Annotated in this window: 16 protein-coding genes; 4 read left to right on the forward strand and 12 right to left on the reverse strand. The window is 72.3% G+C overall.

The genetic code is table 11. The annotated features are described in order from the left end of the window. Positions 1–42 precede the first annotated feature (42 nt). A complete protein-coding gene (locus tag LWF15_RS08985) occupies positions 43–1,179 on the forward strand; it encodes a DUF1565 domain-containing protein (RefSeq protein WP_232809954.1) in 1,137 nt (378 codons plus the stop codon). Here LWF15_RS08985 and LWF15_RS08990 read toward each other — a convergent pair whose 3' ends face one another. Next, entirely contained in the window at positions 1,180–2,250 is a 1,071-nt protein-coding gene (locus LWF15_RS08990) for a glycoside hydrolase family 26 protein (RefSeq protein ID WP_232809955.1), read from the reverse strand. A gap of 87 nt (positions 2,251–2,337) precedes the next feature. Next, positions 2,338–4,248 (reverse strand): AfsR/SARP family transcriptional regulator, encoded by a 1,911-nt coding sequence (locus LWF15_RS38085; protein ID WP_408622945.1) that lies wholly within the window; start codon positions 4,246–4,248, stop codon positions 2,338–2,340. 310 nt (positions 4,249–4,558) lie between these two features. Between LWF15_RS38085 and LWF15_RS38090 the strand changes: the two genes are divergently transcribed. Then, positions 4,559–4,984 carry a pentapeptide repeat-containing protein gene (locus tag LWF15_RS38090; RefSeq protein WP_352396627.1) on the forward strand — a complete coding sequence of 142 codons (426 nt, stop codon included), beginning with the start codon at positions 4,559–4,561 and terminating at the stop codon, positions 4,982–4,984. An 820-nt stretch (positions 4,985–5,804) separates the two neighbouring features. On the opposite strand, the gene LWF15_RS09000 is transcribed toward LWF15_RS38090, so the two are convergent. The 9 genes from LWF15_RS09000 to LWF15_RS09040 are packed head-to-tail and all read right to left on the reverse strand — an operon-like array spanning position 5,805 to position 14,456. Beyond that, positions 5,805–6,248 (reverse strand): pilus assembly protein TadG-related protein, encoded by a 444-nt coding sequence (locus LWF15_RS09000; RefSeq protein ID WP_232809956.1) that lies wholly within the window; start codon positions 6,246–6,248, stop codon positions 5,805–5,807. Beyond that, on the reverse strand, positions 6,245–6,628 hold the full coding sequence (locus LWF15_RS09005) for a TadE/TadG family type IV pilus assembly protein (protein WP_232809957.1): 384 nt from the start codon (positions 6,626–6,628) through the stop codon (positions 6,245–6,247). The genes LWF15_RS09000 and LWF15_RS09005 overlap by 4 nt, the downstream gene beginning before the upstream one ends. A 53-nt stretch (positions 6,629–6,681) precedes the next feature. Continuing rightward, on the reverse strand, positions 6,682–7,185 hold the full coding sequence (locus LWF15_RS09010) for a TadE/TadG family type IV pilus assembly protein (protein ID WP_285623175.1): 504 nt from the start codon (positions 7,183–7,185) through the stop codon (positions 6,682–6,684). Further along, positions 7,071–7,319, reverse strand: coding sequence for a hypothetical protein (locus tag LWF15_RS09015; RefSeq protein ID WP_232809959.1), 249 nt, complete (start codon positions 7,317–7,319; stop codon positions 7,071–7,073). The genes LWF15_RS09010 and LWF15_RS09015 overlap by 115 nt, the downstream gene beginning before the upstream one ends. A 25-nt stretch (positions 7,320–7,344) precedes the next feature. Beyond that, positions 7,345–8,268 carry a type II secretion system F family protein gene (locus LWF15_RS09020; RefSeq protein WP_232809960.1) on the reverse strand — a complete coding sequence of 308 codons (924 nt, stop codon included), beginning with the start codon at positions 8,266–8,268 and terminating at the stop codon, positions 7,345–7,347. Continuing rightward, the gene (locus tag LWF15_RS09025; RefSeq protein ID WP_232809961.1) at positions 8,265–9,176 is read right to left on the reverse strand and encodes a type II secretion system F family protein; all 912 of its coding nucleotides are present in this window, start codon (positions 9,174–9,176) and stop codon (positions 8,265–8,267) included. The genes LWF15_RS09020 and LWF15_RS09025 overlap by 4 nt, the downstream gene beginning before the upstream one ends. Next, positions 9,173–10,504: a CpaF family protein gene (locus tag LWF15_RS09030; RefSeq protein WP_232809962.1), complete on the reverse strand. Its 1,332-nt coding sequence runs from the start codon at positions 10,502–10,504 to the stop codon at positions 9,173–9,175. The genes LWF15_RS09025 and LWF15_RS09030 overlap by 4 nt, the downstream gene beginning before the upstream one ends. Further along, positions 10,504–13,728 (reverse strand): hypothetical protein, encoded by a 3,225-nt coding sequence (locus LWF15_RS09035; protein ID WP_232809963.1) that lies wholly within the window; start codon positions 13,726–13,728, stop codon positions 10,504–10,506. The genes LWF15_RS09030 and LWF15_RS09035 overlap by 1 nt, the downstream gene beginning before the upstream one ends. Next, positions 13,728–14,456 carry an SAF domain-containing protein gene (locus LWF15_RS09040; RefSeq protein WP_232809964.1) on the reverse strand — a complete coding sequence of 243 codons (729 nt, stop codon included), beginning with the start codon at positions 14,454–14,456 and terminating at the stop codon, positions 13,728–13,730. The genes LWF15_RS09035 and LWF15_RS09040 overlap by 1 nt, the downstream gene beginning before the upstream one ends. 286 nt (positions 14,457–14,742) lie before the next feature. Between LWF15_RS09040 and LWF15_RS09045 the strand changes: the two genes are divergently transcribed. Together LWF15_RS09045 and LWF15_RS09050 are read left to right on the forward strand one after the other, a co-directional pair. Beyond that, the gene (locus tag LWF15_RS09045) at positions 14,743–15,501 is read left to right on the forward strand and encodes a hypothetical protein (RefSeq protein WP_232809965.1); all 759 of its coding nucleotides are present in this window, start codon (positions 14,743–14,745) and stop codon (positions 15,499–15,501) included. Further along, positions 15,498–16,550, forward strand: a complete 1,053-nt coding sequence (locus LWF15_RS09050) for a hypothetical protein (protein WP_232809966.1) — start codon at positions 15,498–15,500, stop codon at positions 16,548–16,550. The genes LWF15_RS09045 and LWF15_RS09050 overlap by 4 nt, the downstream gene beginning before the upstream one ends. Before the next feature lie 7 nt (positions 16,551–16,557). Here the strand turns inward: LWF15_RS09050 and LWF15_RS09055 are convergent, their stop codons facing one another. Next, complete coding sequence (locus LWF15_RS09055; protein ID WP_232809967.1) at positions 16,558–18,333, reverse strand: hypothetical protein; 1,776 nt, start codon at positions 18,331–18,333, stop codon at positions 16,558–16,560. Between the last annotated feature and the right edge of the window lie 82 nt (positions 18,334–18,415).

The raw sequence follows: 18,415 nt of genomic DNA on the forward strand, positions 1-18,415 counted from the left end.
GCGTCACTCAAGCGGGGGTCAGATCGGGTCGAGCAAAGGGGTGTGCTGACCCGACGCAACCCTCGCGCCCTGTTCCTCGGCTTCACGGTCGCCGCAGCATCCGCCGTATCCGCTGCGCTGCTGGCGCTTCCGTCGCACGCCGACGTGGCCGCGAGGCCGGCGGCGGAGCGGGCGGGCAGCAAGGTGCTGGGGCAGACCATCCTGGTCGCACCCGAGGGGCACGACGGCACCACCCGGCTCGCCTCGTCGCACAAACCGCTGGCCACCATCACCAAGGCGATCAAACTGGCCGAGCCCGGTGACACCATCCTGGTGAAGGGCGGCACCTACGTGGGGGCGGCCGGCTACGGGGCCCGGCCCGGACGGGCCGGGGCGCCGATCCGGCTGCAGGCCGCGCCGGGTGAGCGCGTGCTGCTGAAGGGCACGCTGCAGCTCGAGAACGCCGACTACTGGAAGGTCTCGGGCATCAACGTGACCCACAACCCGGCCGGTGGGCGCAAGGAGTTCCTGGTCAAGTTCGACGGCGGCACCGGCTGGGAGTTCGTCGACGCCGAGGTCTGGGGCTCCGTCGGGGTCTCCAACATCATGGTCAGTTCCTCGGTGAAGAACGGGATGCCCCGCGCCTACCGGATCGCCGACAACTGCATCCACGACAACGACGCGGTCGGCGGCGCGTTCATGAACTTCCACAACATCTACCTGATGCCGGGTTACAACTCCGGCCCGGGCGTGATCGAGCGGAACATCATCTTCAACTCCGAGAACGGGGCCGCGGTGAAGGCGGCCGGCCCGACCGCGGCCACCGGGGCGGCCGACGTGAAGATCCGCCGCAACACCATCGCCCGCTCGGCGGCCGGCGTGATCGTGGGATACGCCAGCCGCCGGGTCGAGGTCCGCAACAACCTGATTGCCCAGCAGGTGGTGCGGGCCCCGGCCGGGGCCCAGTACGTGAAGAACTACGACGCCGCGGTGATCGGCAACCACGTCAGCGGTTCCGGGAACAAGGTGGTCAGCACCGCTCTGTCCGGCTTCCCGAAGCTGATCAACAACACCCGGGACAGCAGTGCGCCGGTGAAGGGGGCGCTGACCAAGCGGATCCGGCCGGCCTACCGGTCGACCATCTCCTGCTCGGGGTACAAGGCCAGCCGGACGGTCGCCGGCTACGGCCGGTTCAGTTGACTAGCCGAACAACTTCTTGAACCGCTTACCCGAGTTCTTCATCGCCGAGAGCCGGTGGTCGCCGCTGGGTGCGCTGAACTCGAAGTAGGCGTGGTAGGCAACCTTGTTCTTCGGGTTGTTGATGAACTTGTGCATCTGGGTGACGTAGTACGGGTTGTCGGCGCCGCCGTGACCGTCCTTGCGCTTCCAGACGCCCCACTCCGGCAGGGCCATCGGCCGGCCCTTGCGCCGCGCGAAGTCCGCCCAGAAGTTCAGGCCGTACTGCTGGCCGGTGACCAGTTTCCAGGCCTTCTTCTGCTGCTTCAGGCGGCAGGCCTTCCCGCAGTTCTTCGGGTACGGGTAGTGCGGCCAGGAGATGTCGTAGATGTCGACGCCGATGTAGTCCACCCACTTGTTGCCCGGGTAGTACTTGGTCGGGTCGAAGTTCGGCTTGCTCTGGTTGCCGTTGTTGACGTTCCAGTCGAACTGCAGCCCGGACGCGCCCGGCACCGAGCGCATGGTCTTGACGATCTTGCGCCAGTAGGTGACGAACTGCTTCTGGTTGGTCGGGTGCCAGCGGTACGAGGGGTGGTTGAACTCCCAGCCCAGACGCAGGATGGCGTCACCCTGGCCGTGTTTCACCAGGTTCTTGGCGAGCTCCCGGTAGTGCTTGTTGTACTTGCCCTTGGCACCCTTGGCGATCGTGGACTTGTCGCCCTTGCCGATCGGCAGCATGGCCACGCCGTAGACCATCCGGTAGGGCGAACCCTCCCAGGTGCTCAGCATCCACTCCGGGTCGGCGATCTCCTTCCAGGTGGTGCGGGTGGAGTAGTCGACCGCGTAGTGCACGTCCCGGCCGAGCCAGTCGCCGAACTGGTCGACCTCCCAGGGCGAGGTGCCCCGGAAGACACCGATCTTCACCTTCCGCTCCACACCTTTCGCGCCGGCGGCGGCCGCGCTGGGGGTAGCGGTGGTCTTGGCCTCGCCCGTTCCCAGGGCGTAGGCGGAACCTCCGATGGCCAGGACCACGGCCAGTACTGCGGCTATCAGGGGGAGTCGGCGGGCAGGCGTCAGAGCGCGGGGCGTCGGCACGGAAGGGACTGTAGTGGTTCAAAGTTCACTGTGTCCGATTCGCAGGAAAAGTTCCCCCGTCTGTCACTACCCGTCACGGTCCGTGGATCAATAGGCGCCACTCTGTGTCTGAGCGCTACCGGCGAGGTGCTCGATCAACGTTGCGGTCTCGGGTTCGATGTCCACCCCGGACGAGGCCAGGACGAAGCGCACGTGGTCGGCCACGTCGTGCAGTCGGCCGGGCCCGCCCAGGGCGTACTCGGCGCGAATGATGTGGCGCCACAGGTTCTGCGCGTGCGGCACCGCCCGTAGCCCGGCCGTCGCGGCCTGCTCCACGGCCAGGTGGTCACCCTCTTCCGAGGTGATCCGGCAGAGCCGGCCGGCCGCGTCCAGGATCAGGTGCTCGGCCTGGCGTTCCACCCCGGTGCGGGGCAGCCAGGTGTAGGTGCCGTGCGCGATCCCGCCGACCAGGGGGCCCCGCACCAGGTGCAGCGCCCGGATCAGCAGGTCGCGCTCACGGGTCTGGTCGCCCGCCTGCCCGGCGCGGTCGGCCCGGTCGATCAGGGTGCGAAGCACGTCCCAGTCGCAGGGCACGTCGGAGGTCAGCCGGAGCCGGCCGTCCGAACCCTCGCGCAGCCGGGGCTGCCCGGACTCGTCCGGCCCCAGCCACTCCCGGACCTCGGCCAGCATGTCGTCGCGCACGTCGGCGGTGACGCCGCGCGGCCAGATCGCTGAGCCGAGCACCGTGGGGTGGGTGCCGGCCGGGTGCAGGGCCAGGTAGGCCAGGATCTCCTCGGCCACCACCAGGCGGCGTGGGTCGATCCGCCCGGGGGCGTGCACCTCGACCTCGCCGAGAACGGCCACCCGGACGGTGGACTGGGACCAGGTGATGTCGTCGGTCTCGACCACGCCCTCGGGCAGGTCGGCGCTCACCACCCGCTCGCCCTCGGGTCCGGTGGCGACCGGTAGGTCGGGGGTGCCGGCCGAGACGAACAGGGTGTGCAGGCGCTCGATGCTGCCGTCGCCCAGTCGGTTCGCTGTGACCTGCAACGAGAGTTCGTCGCAGGTAAGCACTCCGGAGTCGTCCACCTGCAGGCGCCAGCGGGCGCCGGGCAGTTCACCGGTGACCAGGACGGCCAGGTCGGCGCCGCGGGCGACCACGGTCTGCAGTCGGGAGGCGGTCTGCACGTTGAGCGGAGCGCCGTAGATGGCCACTCGTTCGGGACGGCTGCCGGGAGCGGGGCCACCGGTGAGGATCTGGACGGGGCCGGTGCGGGGCATCCGGGTCGACCCTTGTTCCAGTTGCTCAGTAAGGGCTTTCGCGCCGGCGACGGGAATCAGCCGACCCGCGGCGATGGCCGGCAGAGCCGGGGGAAGATCGGCGGTGAGCACTTCGATGCCCCGCGACCAGGGGTTCCCGGCCAGACCGAGGGCCAGGGCGCGGACCACGGCGGCGGCCATGCCCGGGCTGCCGATCACCGCGACCGGTCCGGCCGCCGCCCCCAGGTTGATCAGTGCGTCGCGCCCCAGGTGGTCACGGCCGACCGAGGCCAGCAGCGGATAGGCGCTGTCTCCGTGGGCCACCAGATGCTGGGCGTCGTCGTAAGTCAGGCGCCAGCGCAAGCCATCGTCCAGGGCGGCCCAGGGCGGGGGAGCGGAAGCATGGGCCATGGTCAGCAGGAGGTCGAGGCCCTCGTCGTCGACCACCGCGCCGTAGGCCTGGGGCAGGGGTAAGGCGGCCTCACGGCAGGCCCGGGGCAGCGACCGGAGGGCGAGGTCGAGCAGGGCGCCGCGGTCGGCGTCGGCACCGGTACGCAGCCAGACCTCGGTGTCCCGTTCGAATTCGCCGGGCTGGTCCTGCCCACCCCGCCGACGGCGGCGGATCAGCAGCAGGGTGCCCAGCAGGGCCGCGGTGACCAGGCCGGCACCGATCAGCTCGGCGGGAAGGTCGGAACCGTCTGCGGTGCTGAGGCTCTGGCTGGGCGTGGCTACCGGGGGTGTGGGGGCTGTGGTCTCCATCGCGGTCGGTGGGGCGGCCTTGGTGGTGCTGGAACTGCTTGAGGACGAGGGTGCGCCGGTACTGCTGTTGGGCCCAGTTGCGCTGGGGGCGCGGGTAGTGGTGGCCGCGCCGGCGCCACCGGGTGCTGCGCCGGTGGCGGTGTTCGTCGGCGGGGCGGTGCTGGTGGGCGGGGTCGTTGTGGTGTTCGTGGAAGGCCGGGCGGTGGAGGTGCCTCGGGGCGGAGTGGGGTCGCTCGGTAGGACGCCCTGGCCCTGCGTGGCCACACCGGGGTGTTGCGGGGGAAGGAAATTGGGGTCGCCCGCGCTGGCGATGCGTCCCGTGGGTGAAGTAGCCGACGGCGAGACGCTAGGTGCCGAACCGGTGTTGGACGGAGCTGTGCTGGTCGGGGCCGTGCTGGAGGGAGCGGTGCTGGTCGGGGCCGTGCTGGAAGGGGCTGTGCTGGACGGAGCCGTGGTGGCGGTGCGGGTGGCGGACGGGCGGTTGGTCGATGTGGCCGGACCGGCTGCGCCGCCGTTGCTGTTCCCGCTGCCTCGGCTTTCCTCTTCCCCCCGGGGCTTTTCGTCCTGCTGCGGAGTCGGATCTGCGGCTCGCTCGCGCGGCGGGGTGCGGTCGGCCACCCAGCGCGTCACCCCGACCGCGTCCTCGGGCAGGATCAGCCGCCAACCCGGCTGGATCAACCGCGCAAGGTGCAGGGTGCGACCGTCCGGCTGCAGACGTCCTTCATTGAGCCGGTAGATCTCGTGGTAGCGCCGGCCGTCACCGAGGTGGCGCTCGGCGATCTCCCAGAGCGTGTCGTGGTGTCGGCCGGTCGGCGCCTCCACCACGTAGACCTTGTGCCCGTCCAGAGCCAGCTCGTCGCGGCTCAGCTGACTGGCCGAGACGGGGGAGCCCCGGTCGGCCTGGGCCGCGTTGCGCCGGGCGTTCGCCGCCTCGGCGGCGGCCTGCCGGGCGGTCAGTTGCCGGTTGCTCACGTGGCTGACCGGTTCGGCCTCGACCGCCTTGGGCGGTGCGGTGTTGGCGTCGAACACGTAGAACGTGTCCGGGTCGGTGTACGTGGCCTGCTGGCTGGAGACCACGGTGTCGGACCGGGCCGCGCCCAGGTCCGGCCGGGTCGCCGCCTGCGCCACCCCCATCTGCCCGGCCATCACCCCGGCCAGCAGCATCGAGCCGACCAGCCAGCGGGCCAGCCGCTGGCTCGGCCCGGACAACGGCACCGGTGCGGCCAGCACCCCGCCCCGCAGCGCGGCCCCGAGCTCGACCAGCACACAGATCACGAACTGCAGCCAGGCCAGCGCGGCCACCACGACCAGGACCGCCAGCACCTGGGCGATGCCCAGGGTGCCGGTCAGGGTCAGCTCCTCGGACAGCCTGCCGTCGGCCAGCAGCGGGGCGGCGAGCACGTACAACCCCACCGGTACCCCGGCCACCAGAGCGAGCAGGGCGAGCGCGGAGAACACGGCGCCCACCCGGGAACGCCGGGGCGCGGGGCCGGAGTCCCGCGCCTGCTGGGTGAACCGGCCGGCACCCGTTGCCGCCCGGTCCGCGGAATGCGCCGTCATGGCAAGCCCTCCCCGGTGATGCCCACCGCGGGCCGGGCCTGGCCCTGGGCGGTCACGGTGAAACTGTTGAAGAAGATCAGGGACAGCAGTGCGGTCTTCTGCTCGATCGTCGCGCGCACCGCCACCTGCTCGGTGTCGGCCGAGATGGTCACCCCGGAGGCCGGGTAGTCGCGGGCGGCGAGGAACTCACCGGCCGCGGCCCGGGCCGCCTCGGGGTCGATCAGGACCGTCCCGCTCTCGCGGAGCGTGTCCACCTGGATCTCGCGGGCGCCGGCGCGCGCGGCCTGCTCCACGTCGTCCGTCACCCGCTGGCGGGCGTTGATCGCCAGCCCGCCGTCCACCACCAGTCCGGCCAGCACGAGCAGCACCACCGCGAACGCCACCACGAAAACCGTTGCCTGACCGGAGTCGTCACCGCTGAACCGAAGCTGTCTGCTCACGGGGCACCGCCGGTGCGCCGGTAGATGTCCAGCGGCGCCGAGCTGGAGGCGCGTACCGAGACCGTGCCGGGCAGGCCCAGCAGTCCCAGGTCGTCCACCGGTACCCGGCAGCTCAGTTCCGTCTCGATCGTGCCGCCCGCGACGAACTCACCGCTCAGCCCGACCGCCTCACAGGTCCAGCGCCCGCCCAGCGAGGCGTTCGCGGTCTGCGTGGCCGCCGCCCGGGCCGAGCCCAGGTCACGTTCCAGCGACGCCGCCCGGACCGCGTCCCGGCTCGCCGCCTCCACCTCACCGCGCACCGCCACGTACCGGCCGAACGCCACCACCAGCAGCAGGAAGGCCACCAGCAGAGGGGTGATCAGGACGATCTCGACCGACATCGAGCCGGTCTCGGCGCACGGGTGGCCCGGGCGCGGGTTCCTCAGCCGGATTCTCACAGGTCCGGCCGGAATTCCTCGACCGGTCCCTGCACGACCTGCTCGATCCGCAGGCCGGGGATGCCGGGCACCACCTGCACGCCGCGACCGGTCACCACCGCCCGCACCTCGTCCGCCCCGACCGCGGAGACCTGGACCGTCACACCCTCGATCACGCCCTGGCCCACCTGCGCCGCGTAGGCCCGGCCGCGCGCCTCGGCCGCACCGGCGTCCTGGGTGGTCCGGGCCACCCGGGCCGCCTCCCGGGCCGCCGCCGAGGCCGCCTGGTTGCCCAGGAACAGCAGAGCGGCCTGCACGGTGGCGAAGATGACGAACAGCAGCAGGGGCATGTACAGCGCCAGCTCGATCGTGCTGGCACCCCGGTCCCGGCCGGCCCGGACACCGCTTAGGGCGTGCCACCGTCGAGGTTGATGCTGTCGGCCTTCGACCGCAGCTTCTCCAGCAGCACGGCGCCCACGGCCGCGGCGATCCCGACCAGCAGGGCCGAGATCACCACCCACTCCACCACCGAGGCACCCCGGTCGCGCGGTCCGCGCACCACCCGGCTGCGTGCGGCGTCGATCCGGCCCCGGATCACCATCTCCCCGTACCCCGCCGCAGTGGCCGGGTCGAAGCGGAAAGGTCCGCTCTTCATCTGGAGTCTCCTTCATCGCGTTGCTTCAGGTTCCGCTCAGGACCCGGACGATCGCCGGGTAGATCAGGAAGATCAGGAAGCCCACCGCCAGCAGGAGCTGGGCGATGAGCATGGACTGGGACCGGGCCTGGGCCCGGCCCTCCGCGTCGGCCATTTCTCGACGACGCATCGAGGCCGCTCGCGCGGCCAGGGACTCCCGGACCTTCGCCCCGTCGTCCGCCACCAGTTCCAGAGCCGCGCCCAGGTCGCTCAGCTCCGCCACCGCGGTCTCCTCGCCCAGCCGGCTCAGGGCCGACCACGGGGTCACACCCTGCAGCCGGGCGATGGCCAGGGTGTCGCGCAGCCGGACCATCGCCCAGCCGTCGCTGACCGAGGAGGCCGAGTTGAGGGCCTCCGGAACGCCCCGCCCGCCGGACAGGTTCAGCGCCACCAGATCGAGGAACGAGCCGACCACGTGGCGGAAGTCGCGCCGCCGGATCGCCGCCCGCTGCCCGGCCTGCAGGGTGGGCAGGAAGGTGCCGATCACCAGCCCGCTCAGGCCCAGGAACACCGGCGTGGTCACCGGCAGCCCGCCGAGGAGCCCGACCACCAGGCTGCCGAGGACGAACGGCACGGCCGCGCCGACCGCCGCGCCGAGCAGGCTGTAGGCCAGGTGGGTCTCGATCGGGCGGTCGATCAGGGAGAGGTCGGCGCGCAACCCCGCAGGCAGCCGCACCCCGGAAAGCTCCAGCTGCCGCCGGATCTGACGGCCTACGGACGAGGTGAGCCGGCTACCGCTGTTGGTGGTGGTCCGGGTCTGGGCGACGCCGACGGCCTTGAGGCGTTCGGCGTCCAGGGCGGCCAGCGTGCCCGGCGCACCGGACCCGCGCATGGCCGGCCGGGCGAAGGCCAGCACCAGGAGCAGCAGCCCGGTCCCGGCCAGCGCCCCGGCCAGCACGATCGCGATCATCGGGGCACCCCCCGGGTCATCGGGTCGGTGGTGGCGTTGCCGCTGTGCATGAAGCGTTCCGGAAGGTCGTAGGCGGCCAGCTGTTTCAGCCAGAAGAAGCCCGCGGCGAAGAAGCCCACCACGATCGCCAGCACGACCTGCCCGGCCGGGCTCTGGTAGGGCTGCACGTAGCCCGGGTTGAAGGTGCGCAGCCCGAGCACGAACAGCAGGGTCACCGCGACCACGATCTGCACACTGCGCCGGGTCGCGGCCCGGCCGGCGGTGACCCGGCCCCGCATCTCCACCTCGGCCCGCACCGACTCGGACAGGCTGGTCAGCACGTGCCGCAGCCCGGGCCCGCGCAGCCGCGAGTTCAGCAGCAGCGCGGCCACCACCAGGTCGGCGCTGGCGTCGTCGAGGTCGTCGGCCAGCCGGTGCAGCGCGGTCGGCAGCGGCACCCGCACCCGCAACCGGTCGGCCAGGGTGACGATCTCGTCGGCGATCGGCGCCGGGGCGGCCCGGGAGGTGGCGATCACCGCCTGCTCCAGACCGACCGCACCGGCGATCGTGTCCCGCAGCGACTCCGTCCACAGGGCCAGGGCCTCCAGCCGGTCGGCCTGCTGCCGCTCCTGCCGGGCCCCGCCCATCAGCGCGGGCCAGGCCAGGATCATCGTTACGGCGGCGATCGCGGCCACCGGCCAGGCGGTGATCAGCAGGGTGAACACCCCGGCGAGAACGGCGATCGGCAGCCGGGTGCCGAAACCGCGCAGCCGGCGCACGGTCCGGTCGGAGAGCGTGCGGGTGTCGGTGCCCCCGGTGTGGCGCTCGCGCCGCAGCATCGAGTCGAGCAGCAGCGCGAGGCCGGCGCCGGCCAGGGCACCGGCCGCGATCACGGCCGCCACCGGGCCGGTGGTCAGGTCCTGGATCATCCCGGCCACCCCCCTTGGGCGGGCACACTGCTCATCGCGGCCGGGTCGTAGCCCGCGGCGATCAGTTCGTCGATGCAGGCGATCGGGGCCGCCGGAACCGCGCGACCGTCGGTGCCGGGCTGGAACACCTCGCTCGAGAGCACCCGGCCGTCCACCCCGTTGACCTCGCGCACGCTGGTCACGATCCGGCGCAGCCGCCCGCCCTCGGCGTAGTCGTTGCGGCGCTCGACGAACACCACGAAGTCGATCGCCCCGGCGATCAGCATCATCGTGGCCTCGGTGGGCAGACGCTCGGCCGACTGGATCGCGTAGGTGCAGATCCGGTTGAACACCTCCAGCGCCGAGTTGGCGTGGATCGTGGAGAGGGAGCCGTCGTTGCCCTGGCTCATCGCGTTCAGCATGGTCACGATCTCGTCGCCGAGCACCTCACCGACGATCACCCGGCTCGGGTTCATCCGGAGCGAGCGGCGCACCAGGTCGGCCATCCCGATCGCGCCCTGGCCCTCGGAGTTGGGCAGGCGCTCCTCCAGCGGCACCACGTTCGGGTGCAGGTCGGCGAACTCGCCCAGACCCAGCTCGAGCGACCGCTCCACGGTGATCAGCCGCTCGGTGGCCGGGATCTCGTGGGCGAGGGCGCGCAGCATGGTGGTCTTACCGGCGTTGGTGGCGCCCGCGATCATGATGTTCTTGCGGGCCAGCACGGCCGCCGCCAGGAACGAGGCCAGTTCGGGAGTGAGCGACTCGTTGGCCACCAGCTGGTCCAGCGTCACCCGGGAGAGCCGGGAACGGCGGATCGAGATGGCCGGCCGCGGGCAGACCCCCATCACCGCGGAGAGCCGGGAGCCGTCCGGCAGGCGCAGGTCGAGCTGCGGGTTGGCGACGTCGAACGAGCGGCTGGTCAGCCCGGAGTAGGCGCCGAGCAGCTGGACCAGCTCGATCAGCTCGTCGTCGGACTCCGCGACCGGGGGCATCGCCACCTCCCGGCCGTCCGCGTAGCCGACGAAAACCTGGTCACAGCCGTTGATGTCGATGTTCTCGACCAGCGGGTCGTCGAGCAGCGGCTGCAGCCGGCCCACACCGAACAGGGCGGCGTGGATGCCCTCGGCGAGCTCGGTCTCCTCGTCCGCCTCCGGAGGGGTGCGGCCAAGCGAGAGTTCCGAGCGGGCATGCAGATCCAGCACCCGGCCGATCACCGCCCGGGCGTACTGGCGCTCGTCCTCGGCGCTCATCGGGGCGGCCCCGGTGAGGGCGTCCTCGCGGCGCTGCTGGGCCAGGAGGTCGGCCACCTCTTCGCGGAGGCGGCGTACGACCCGTTGGTCGATGGCCATCAGCGACCTCCTTCCGGAGGCTCCGGCGAGTCGGCGGCGCCCTCGTAGCGCTCGGGCGGCTCGTACGGGTCGCGGACCAGGCGCACGATTGCGGTGTCGCGGTCGTCGTCCTCAGTCGATTTCGGGGCTGCCTCTACCGAGGGGTCGATGACCGGGCCGGCCGCTTCGCTCACGGAGGTGTCACTGAGCGTGTCCGTAGATGTTTCGTTCTCCGTGGGCGTTCCGGCCGAACGCAGGTGTCCGGCCCAGGTGCCCGAACCGTCGGTTCCACGCCGGGCCCGGTCACGGATCTCGCGCAGGATGTCGGTGCGGTCGACCGGCAACGACGACACGGTCGCCGGCTCGGAGGCCCCTAGGGACGAGGAGTCCGAGGAGACGGAGACGGGGGTGGGCATCGAGGTCGGCACGGAGGAGGGCAGCAGCGGGAGGTCGGAAGGCGGTACGTCGGGCGGGATCCAGCCGGTGCCGTTGTCCCGCCGTTCGGGTGCAGGTTCCGGGAAACCCCTGGTCTCGGCCAGTTTCGGGTCGCGGCGGGGGAGCGGTGGGAGCTCGTCCTCCGGGGCCGCTGGTTCTGGGGCCGGTGGCTCGGTCAGGTTTCGAGTGGCCCGCGGCTGCGTGCCCTCGCCCTGGTCCTTGGCCCAGCCCCAACCCAGCGCATCGTTGTTGGTGGGCTTCGTCTGAGTCGGTTCAGGCGTGTCGGTGCCCGCACCGCGCTCCTGCAGCCAGGTGCCCACGACCGGCGTTCCCTCCCCGGCCTGATTTCCGTAGTCCGCGCTGCCGTGCGTCTTCTCGTTCTCTTCCGAGGGCATCACATGACGCCTGGCCCGGCGACGTTCGCTGGTCTGGAGCGTGCCCGGGTCGCGCCCGAAGGCAGCCCGGCGAGAGCGGGTGTGACGCAGTTCGTCAGGGGCCTCGTTGTTCGGGGCCGGGCTCTGCGCCTCGGGGGTGTGCGGGGTCGCGATCGGCGGAGTGGTCAGACCGGCGAAACCCCGCACACTAGGGGTGGTCTTGGGAGCCTCGACGGTCTCCGGCTCCGGTTCCGGCTGCTGCTCGACGGGGGCAGGGGTGTACACGCCGGGAGCGACGGTCAGGGGGAGCAGGTTCGGGTCTTCGTCCACCGGTGGGGCGTCGCCGAAGAACGAGTTCTGCCTGCGCAGCGGCAGTGTCTGTTCGCCAGTGGTCTCCGAGGTGGTTTCGTTCCGGGACCGGGCTCGACGTTCGCTCCGGCTCCCGAGGCGAGCCCCGATCCGGGAGCCTGGGCGCAGTTCCGGCGCCGGCCTTGTGCCGGTGGCGGGCAGTTCGACGATTTGAGGACGTGGGTGTGCGGCGACGTCGGTCGGTGCCAGGGCCGCTGTGGTCGAGGGAGGCGAGGTGATCGGGCCGTCCGAGGTCGCTGCGGTTGTCGGGGTGGCTGCAGCGGTCGGGGTAGGTAGGCCGGTTGCGGTGGTTTCGGTGGTCGGGCTGGCTGGGGGGTCCGAGAGAGCTTGGTGGCCTGAAAGGGCTTGATGACTCGACAGGGCCTGGTGAGCCGCAATGGTCTGGTCCGACGGGTCGGCCGCGCTGGCCTGGTGTCCCGCGAGGGGCTGGTTCGTCAGGTTTTCCGGGGTATCCGGCCTGGTCTGGCCCATCGAGGTGGCCTGGCCGGTCGTGGTGACATCACCGGTCTGGTAGGGCGAAAAGGCTTCGTGGGCCGGGCTGGTCGAGGTGGTCTGCCCGGTTGGGGGGACCGGAGTGCTCGGGTAGGCCGACTCGGTCGGGGTGGCCTGGTCGTTCGGTCGGGACGAGATGGCCTCGTGGGCCGGGCTGGTCGAGGTGATCTGGCCGGTCGGGTGGGCTGGGGTGCTGAGGTAGGCCGAGCCGGCCGGGGTTGCCTGGCCGGCCAGGTGGGCCGGGCTGCCTGGTGCGGCTTGGTCGGTTTGGTCGGCCGGGCTGGCTGGGGTGGCCGGGCCGGTTGAGGTGGCCTGGCCGCCGAGGTGGGCCGAGGAGAACCGGTGGGCCGCGCTGGTCGGGTGGACCTCGCTGGGCTGGTGGGCCGGGCTGATCGCTGCGGCGGTGGTCGCGCTGATCGTGGCCGCGGTGGCCGGGATCGGGGTCGGCGCGATCGCGGGCGGGACGGTGACCTTGCCTCGTGGTTCGGCGAAGAGGTTCACCTCCGGCTCTGGGGTGAGCGGGGACGCCCCGGCCGGGTTCGCGGTCTGGGGCGCGGATGGCCGGGCTGATGTCCGCGTCGATGTCTGGGTCGAATTCCCGGCTGGGGTCTGGGGCGAGGGCTGGCCGGGTGACTGAGCCGATGACTGGGCGGGGGGCTGAGTCGGAGCCTGGGGGGAGGTCTGGGGTGGGGTGGTGAAGCGGCTGGGGCGGGGAGCCTCGACCGGGCCGGACAGTTCCGGGATCGAGCCGGCGAGCAGGCTGACCGAGGGCAGCAACGAGCGCACCGACCGGATCAGGGTGGAGCGGGCCAGCCGGCTGCGGTTCATCCCACGCAGCGCCTCGGCCCCCTTCTGGTCGAGCGCCACCGTGCCGAGCACCGGTACGCCTACCCCCGACGAGTGCAGCAACTGCTCGGTCCGGCCCGCCACCGCGCGGTCCCGCTCCGGCGCCACAAGGACCACACCGATCTGCGCACGCCCCGCAAACCGCCCTGGCACTGCACTGTTCAGGAATCGCAGACGCTCTCTCAGGTGCGCCAGCTCCTCCAGTTCCGGACGGGCCACCACGATCACCGCGTCCGCCTGGTGCAGTACCGGCATGGTGGGCGAGGCCGGCCCGACCCGGCCGCAGTCGGCGAACACGGTGCGCCCGGCCTCCGACAGGGCCCGGGCCAGCGGGCTCCACAGCGGGCCCAGACCCCCGGCCTGCTCGGGGCCGTTGACGCCGAGCAGCAGGTCCAGCCCGCCCCCGGTGACCTGCAGGTGGTCCTCCAGCCGGGTCGGCCCCTCGGGCAGGCCCGGACCGTCGGCCCCCGGCGCCACCGGGCCCCCCAGGGCGGCCGTGGGCAGCCAGCGGTGGCCGGGCTGGTCCCGGCGCAGACCGGCGACCAGGGAGAGCAGGCCGGTCTCGGCGTCGAGCGGTGCGCCGTCCGGGCGGCGGTAGCGCAGTGCCAGGTCACCGCCGTCCGGGTCGAGGTCGGCGGCGACGGCGCCCGGGGTCAGGGCGGCGAGGGCGACGGTGAGCGTGGTGACGCCCGGCGCGCCCTTGGCGGAGACGAGGACGACCAGCGACATCAGTTGCCCTTCGTGGAGGCCCCGCGTTCCAGAAGCACGAGGCTGATCTGGTCGGCGGCGGCCGCGGCGGCGACCTGGACGGCCTCGTCCCGGCCGACGATGAGGGTCACGACGGTGGAGGTCTCGCCCCCGCCGGAACCGAAGACCCCGTCGTCGGACGTCTTCACCGAGCTCACCGTGGCCCGGGCGGCGACCTCCTCGCCCTTGCCCTCGACCGCGCGCACCACCTGCACGACGTCGCCGGTCTCGAGCCCGCCGGCCGGGTAGCGGCCGGTGCCCAGGGGCACCCCGACCGCGGCCTTGTCCGACTTCAGCAGGCTGGCGGCGGCCAGCATGCCCGGGTCGATCAGCCGCCCGCCGGGGATCTCGGAGCCGGCGAACCGGCCGATCACCTGGTCGGCCTGGTCGGCGGCGATCACCGCGACACCGTCCGAGGCCACCTTGGCCACGGCCAGGTTCTCCGCCGTGATCTGCTGCCCGACCGCGATGTTGGTGCGCGCCACCAGCACGTCCTGCCGCTCGTCGAGCCGCAGCGCGAGCAGGCCGGCCACGGCCGCCCCGAGAACGATGAGGAGCACCGCGAGCACGGCCAGGCCGGGTCGGCGGGTGCCCGGGGGGCGTGGCAGCCGCTCGGTGGCGGGGCGCCCGCGCGCGGGATCGGGCCGACCGCCGGACCGGCCGTCGGCCGAGTCCCGGCCCCGGACGTCGGTGCGTTCCTGCGTGCTCAAGAGCTCTCCTCGGTCACCCGGCCCGAATCGTTACCGAATGGTTTGTTCTTGATCTTCCGGTCTGGTCTGATGGGCGCTCCGATCACGCAGCCGACACGCCTCGGTGCTGATCGCGATCACCCGTGACGCCAATGCTCTGGGCACTCCACGAAGCGTGACGATAATGCCATCTTGAGGCACCTTATGCACTAATCGGGATGTCATGGTTAGGAAACGATTGATGCGGCGATTCGCGTCGACTGGGCGATAAGCCCTACTTGTGAGTACAGAAGGAGCCGGAGCTGGCATGAAGCGCCTTCCAGGCGTGGTATACGCAGCCTTCGCGGTAGCGGTGCTGTCCCTCGCGAGCCTCACCGCGTGCGGTTCGGACAACCCGTACGACCTGCCCGAATACCAGTCCGGGCAGGCGTCCGGAGCGATGGGTCCCGGCCCGGAGTCCCAGGCCGGAGACCAGAGCGGCGAGAACGACCCGAGCGGCTCGGGCGGGGGCGAGAGGAACGCGACCTCGTCGCCCACCGGGAGCGGTCCGGTACCCACCGCTTCCCCGTTGTCCAGCCCGGCGTCCACTGCTGTCACCTACACGCCGGCCGACGTGGCCGGCGAGGGTGCCTGGGTGGAGAAGGGCAAGGTGAAGGCGCGCACCCGGCAGGCCCGCGGCGCGGTCGAGGCGGTCGTCGGGTACATGGCCCAGCGCGTGCAGTTGTCCAACACCTGGCAGGTCGACGAGAACGGCCTGGCTGCCGTCGCCACCGGCCAGGCGGTGAGCAGTGCCCGGGAACGGGCCCTCAGTCAGCAGGCCGCCGGCCGTCGCTCCACCGGCCGGTTCGTCGTGAACGTCTCGTCGGTGAAGGTCCGGGGAGACCTCGCCACCGTGACCGGTTGCCACTTCGACTCCACCGCCGAGGTGGACGAGAACGGCCATGTGCTCGTGCCGCCTCCCGGAGGAGTGCTGATCAGCATGAAAGTGAAGTTCGCGCAGGGGGTCTGGCGGGTCACGTCGTGGCCCGAGAAGAAGGTCCCGGCTTGTTCGGGGTGGCAGAAGTGAGCGGCCGGCGCCTCGCGGCGGCGGTGGCGGTGGCCGCGGTACCGCTGGCCGTGCTGGCCCCGGCCACGGGGGCGCGGGCCGACCAGACCCCGGGCGAGGTCGAGCCCGGGGGGTACTCGGTGTCGGTGCAGGTGCACTTCAGCGGCAATGCCGCCCCGGGCGGTGGCGAGGGCGGGGGCAGCACGATCTCGGTGAATCTGCACCCGGTCTGCTGGTGGGAGCCGGCCACCGGCAACTACCAGGACGCGGCCGCCATGCTCGACTGGTACGACGGGGTGACCGGGGGCGTACAGAGCCCGGGCATCTTCGACCAGTACGGCACCCGCCAGGTCTGGGAGGACGCAGCCGCCCGCGAGGCGGCCGGTCAGGACCTGTCCTGGTACAAGGCCTACTGCAAGGACCCGCGCGACTACGTCGACTACGGCCTCGGCGCCGAGGACTACGGCGACGACAACCCGATCGCCGGCGAGAACGACAACTGGTCGATCTTCCTCTACCGCGCCTTCGGGGCCGGGGCCCCGGTCCCCGCGCCGATGGTGACGCCGGAGGAACTGGCCGAGGCCGCGCGCGACAACCTGCAGATCCCCGATCCCGACATCGAACGCAACCCCAAGGTCCGCGACACCGACGACGCCACGCTGGTCGGCCTGCCCACGTTCTTCTGGGTCACCGATCCGGAGGCGGTCGGCGGCGAGGCCGGGGAGCGGTTCATCCGGGCCGAGGTGGTCGGGGCCGCAGATCCGGTCTGGGCCGAGGTCACCGCCACCACCGGCGGCCTCAACCTCGACTGGCCCGGTGGGCACAAGCTCTGCCCGCCCGAGGTCGCGTTGCGCGAGTACGCGCCCGGTCTCGACGAGGACGGGGCCTGCACGGTCGAGTTCACCCGCGCCTCAACCGGTTACCCCGGGGGCTACCCGGTGCAGGCGTCCACCGCGTGGGCGGCCGAGTGGGTGGGTTCCGACGGCGGCGGGGGTGACCTCGCGCCGCTGGCCAACGAGATCACCGAGCTGATCCCGGTGGCCGAGGTGCAGAACGTGGTGGAGCCCTGACAGACCTTCAGGAGGTCGGCGGGCGGGACGGGGCCGGGTAACCGACGTCGTCCCACCCGATCGGCCAGGCGTACGGCTCGGCCGGCGGGGCGGGGTCGGGCGGCCGGTTGACCGCAGCCATCCGTACCGCCGCGACCGAGCGGGACAGCTTCTCGGCCCAGGCCGCCTCCACCAGGTCCGGCCGGATCCCGTCCAGCACCGGCGACTGGGCCCGGCGGAAGGCGATCTCGCCCTCGGAGTCGCACAGCACCACGGCCCGGCAGACCTCCGGCAGGGCCTGCTCGTCCTCGTCCAGGCAGATGGCGTGAACCCCCGCGTTGGCGCCCTCTTCCAGCAGGGGCAGCACGCCCGGCACCTCGGACAGCCGGCGGATGCCGTCGAAGACCACGACGACCTCGGGCGAGGCCGTCACCCGCTGGCCCGGGGGCAGGCGCTGCCGCAGGCGCTCGTCGATCAGGCTGCCCAGTTCCAGCAGCCGCCGCTCGATCGAGTCGTGGTCGTTGCCGATCAGCACCGACACCCCCGAGGCCTCGTCCGGCCGGGCGTGCGGCAGCCGGGACACCCACTCCCAGCGCCGGCGGGCGGCGTAGTCGTGCCCGGTGAGCACGGCGATCCGCAGCTCCCGCGGAGCGTGGAAAGCCGCGCACTGGGCCAGCAACCAGCGTGTCGTGCCGAAGGCGACCGACGGTTTGCCGACCACGCCGAGCACACCGACCGCCTGCAGGTTCAGCGTGACCGGGACATCGGCGAGCAGACTGGGCAGGGTCTCGGGCGGCTGCGTGCGAAAACGCGTGGGGCCGCCCCGTAGCGGAGCTCCGGAGTCGCGGTCGTCGATGACCGTGCGCGGCGGTTGCGGGGCCAGCCCGAGCCGCAGCTGCAGCCAGTCGTCGTCGAGCGGAAGTCGTTCCCACAGGCGGCGTCCCGGCCCGACCGCGCTCAGCAGCGTGACCGCCGGATCGGGCGTGGCCTCCCGTCGCTCGCGGGTCTCCCGGGCCAGCGTGCTCAGGATCTCTTCCCGCGTCTTCTCCCGGTCCCGCAGCCACTGGTCGAGCAGCCGCCGCTGTTCCCGGCCCGGGACCGAACGCCCGCCGGCCGGGCGGGCGGGCAGGACGAACCGCGCGCCGCTGCGGGGCCGGGCCGAACGGGTGTGCCGGAACAACTCCAGCCCCAGACCGCCTTCGAACGCCTGGAAGTCTGCATCCGCCTCACTGATCGCGGTCAGCTCCAGGACGGTCTGCGAGACCTGCAGGTACACCCCGTGCGGCCACTCGCACCGCTCGCTCCGTTCCTGCCCGTCGAGCCGGAAGGTGCTGCCGGCGCCCGGAATCACCTCCACCTGACCGCCCGGCCGGGCGCTCACCGTGAGCGCGTCGGCCGGCAGGTCCGCATCCGGCAGATCGAGCCCGGGCGCCTCGTGACCGATCACCGTCTGCCCGAGCCCCAGCCGGTGCACCCGCCCCGCCCCCGGGCCGTTCACCACCCGGATCTCGGCCACCCCGGTGGGCGGGGGCGTGGGGTGCTCCTCGTGTGCGTGCAGCTCGATGACACAGCCCGGCCGGACCCCGGCCGAGCGCAACGTGTCCCCGGCCTCGGCCACCTCGGCCCGCCGCCCGTCCACCCACACCGCGAGCCGCCCCGCCTGGGCCGGATCGGTGTCGTCGTCGAGCGCCGCCAGCAGGTGGGGGAGCAGCGCCGCCAGCGCGGATTCCGGATGTGCGTCGACGAGCGCCTCGGTCTGGGTACCGGCCGCCCTCCCGTCCCGCAGCGTGACAGCGAACCTCACTAGCGACCCCCAGCCGTGTGGCGTCTGCAGTCCCCGAGCGCCCGAATATGCCACGAAGCAGCGGTGCGTACCAGTCTGTGAG

This window comes from Kineosporia rhizophila (assembly GCF_021277265.1).
GTDB classification, from domain to species: domain Bacteria; phylum Actinomycetota; class Actinomycetes; order Actinomycetales; family Kineosporiaceae; genus Kineosporia; species Kineosporia rhizophila.

Excerpts from the sequence above, each read along its gene's own strand:
- LWF15_RS09045 (WP_232809965.1), top strand. The coding sequence starts at position 14,743 with ATGAAGCGCCTTCCAGGCGTGGTATACGCAGCCTTCGCGGTAGCGGTG.
- LWF15_RS09020 (WP_232809960.1), bottom strand. The coding sequence starts at position 8,268 with ATGATCGCGATCGTGCTGGCCGGGGCGCTGGCCGGGACCGGGCTGCTG.
- LWF15_RS38090 (WP_352396627.1), top strand. The coding sequence starts at position 4,559 with ATGCGTCCCGTGGGTGAAGTAGCCGACGGCGAGACGCTAGGTGCCGAA.
- LWF15_RS09035 (WP_232809963.1), bottom strand. The coding sequence starts at position 13,728 with ATGTCGCTGGTCGTCCTCGTCTCCGCCAAGGGCGCGCCGGGCGTCACC.
- LWF15_RS38085 (WP_408622945.1), bottom strand. The coding sequence starts at position 4,248 with ATGGAGACCACAGCCCCCACACCCCCGGTAGCCACGCCCAGCCAGAGC.
- LWF15_RS09005 (WP_232809957.1), bottom strand. The coding sequence starts at position 6,628 with ATGTCGGTCGAGATCGTCCTGATCACCCCTCTGCTGGTGGCCTTCCTG.
- LWF15_RS09025 (WP_232809961.1), bottom strand. The coding sequence starts at position 9,176 with ATGATCCAGGACCTGACCACCGGCCCGGTGGCGGCCGTGATCGCGGCC.
- LWF15_RS09030 (WP_232809962.1), bottom strand. The coding sequence starts at position 10,504 with ATGGCCATCGACCAACGGGTCGTACGCCGCCTCCGCGAAGAGGTGGCC.
- LWF15_RS09015 (WP_232809959.1), bottom strand. The coding sequence starts at position 7,319 with ATGAAGAGCGGACCTTTCCGCTTCGACCCGGCCACTGCGGCGGGGTAC.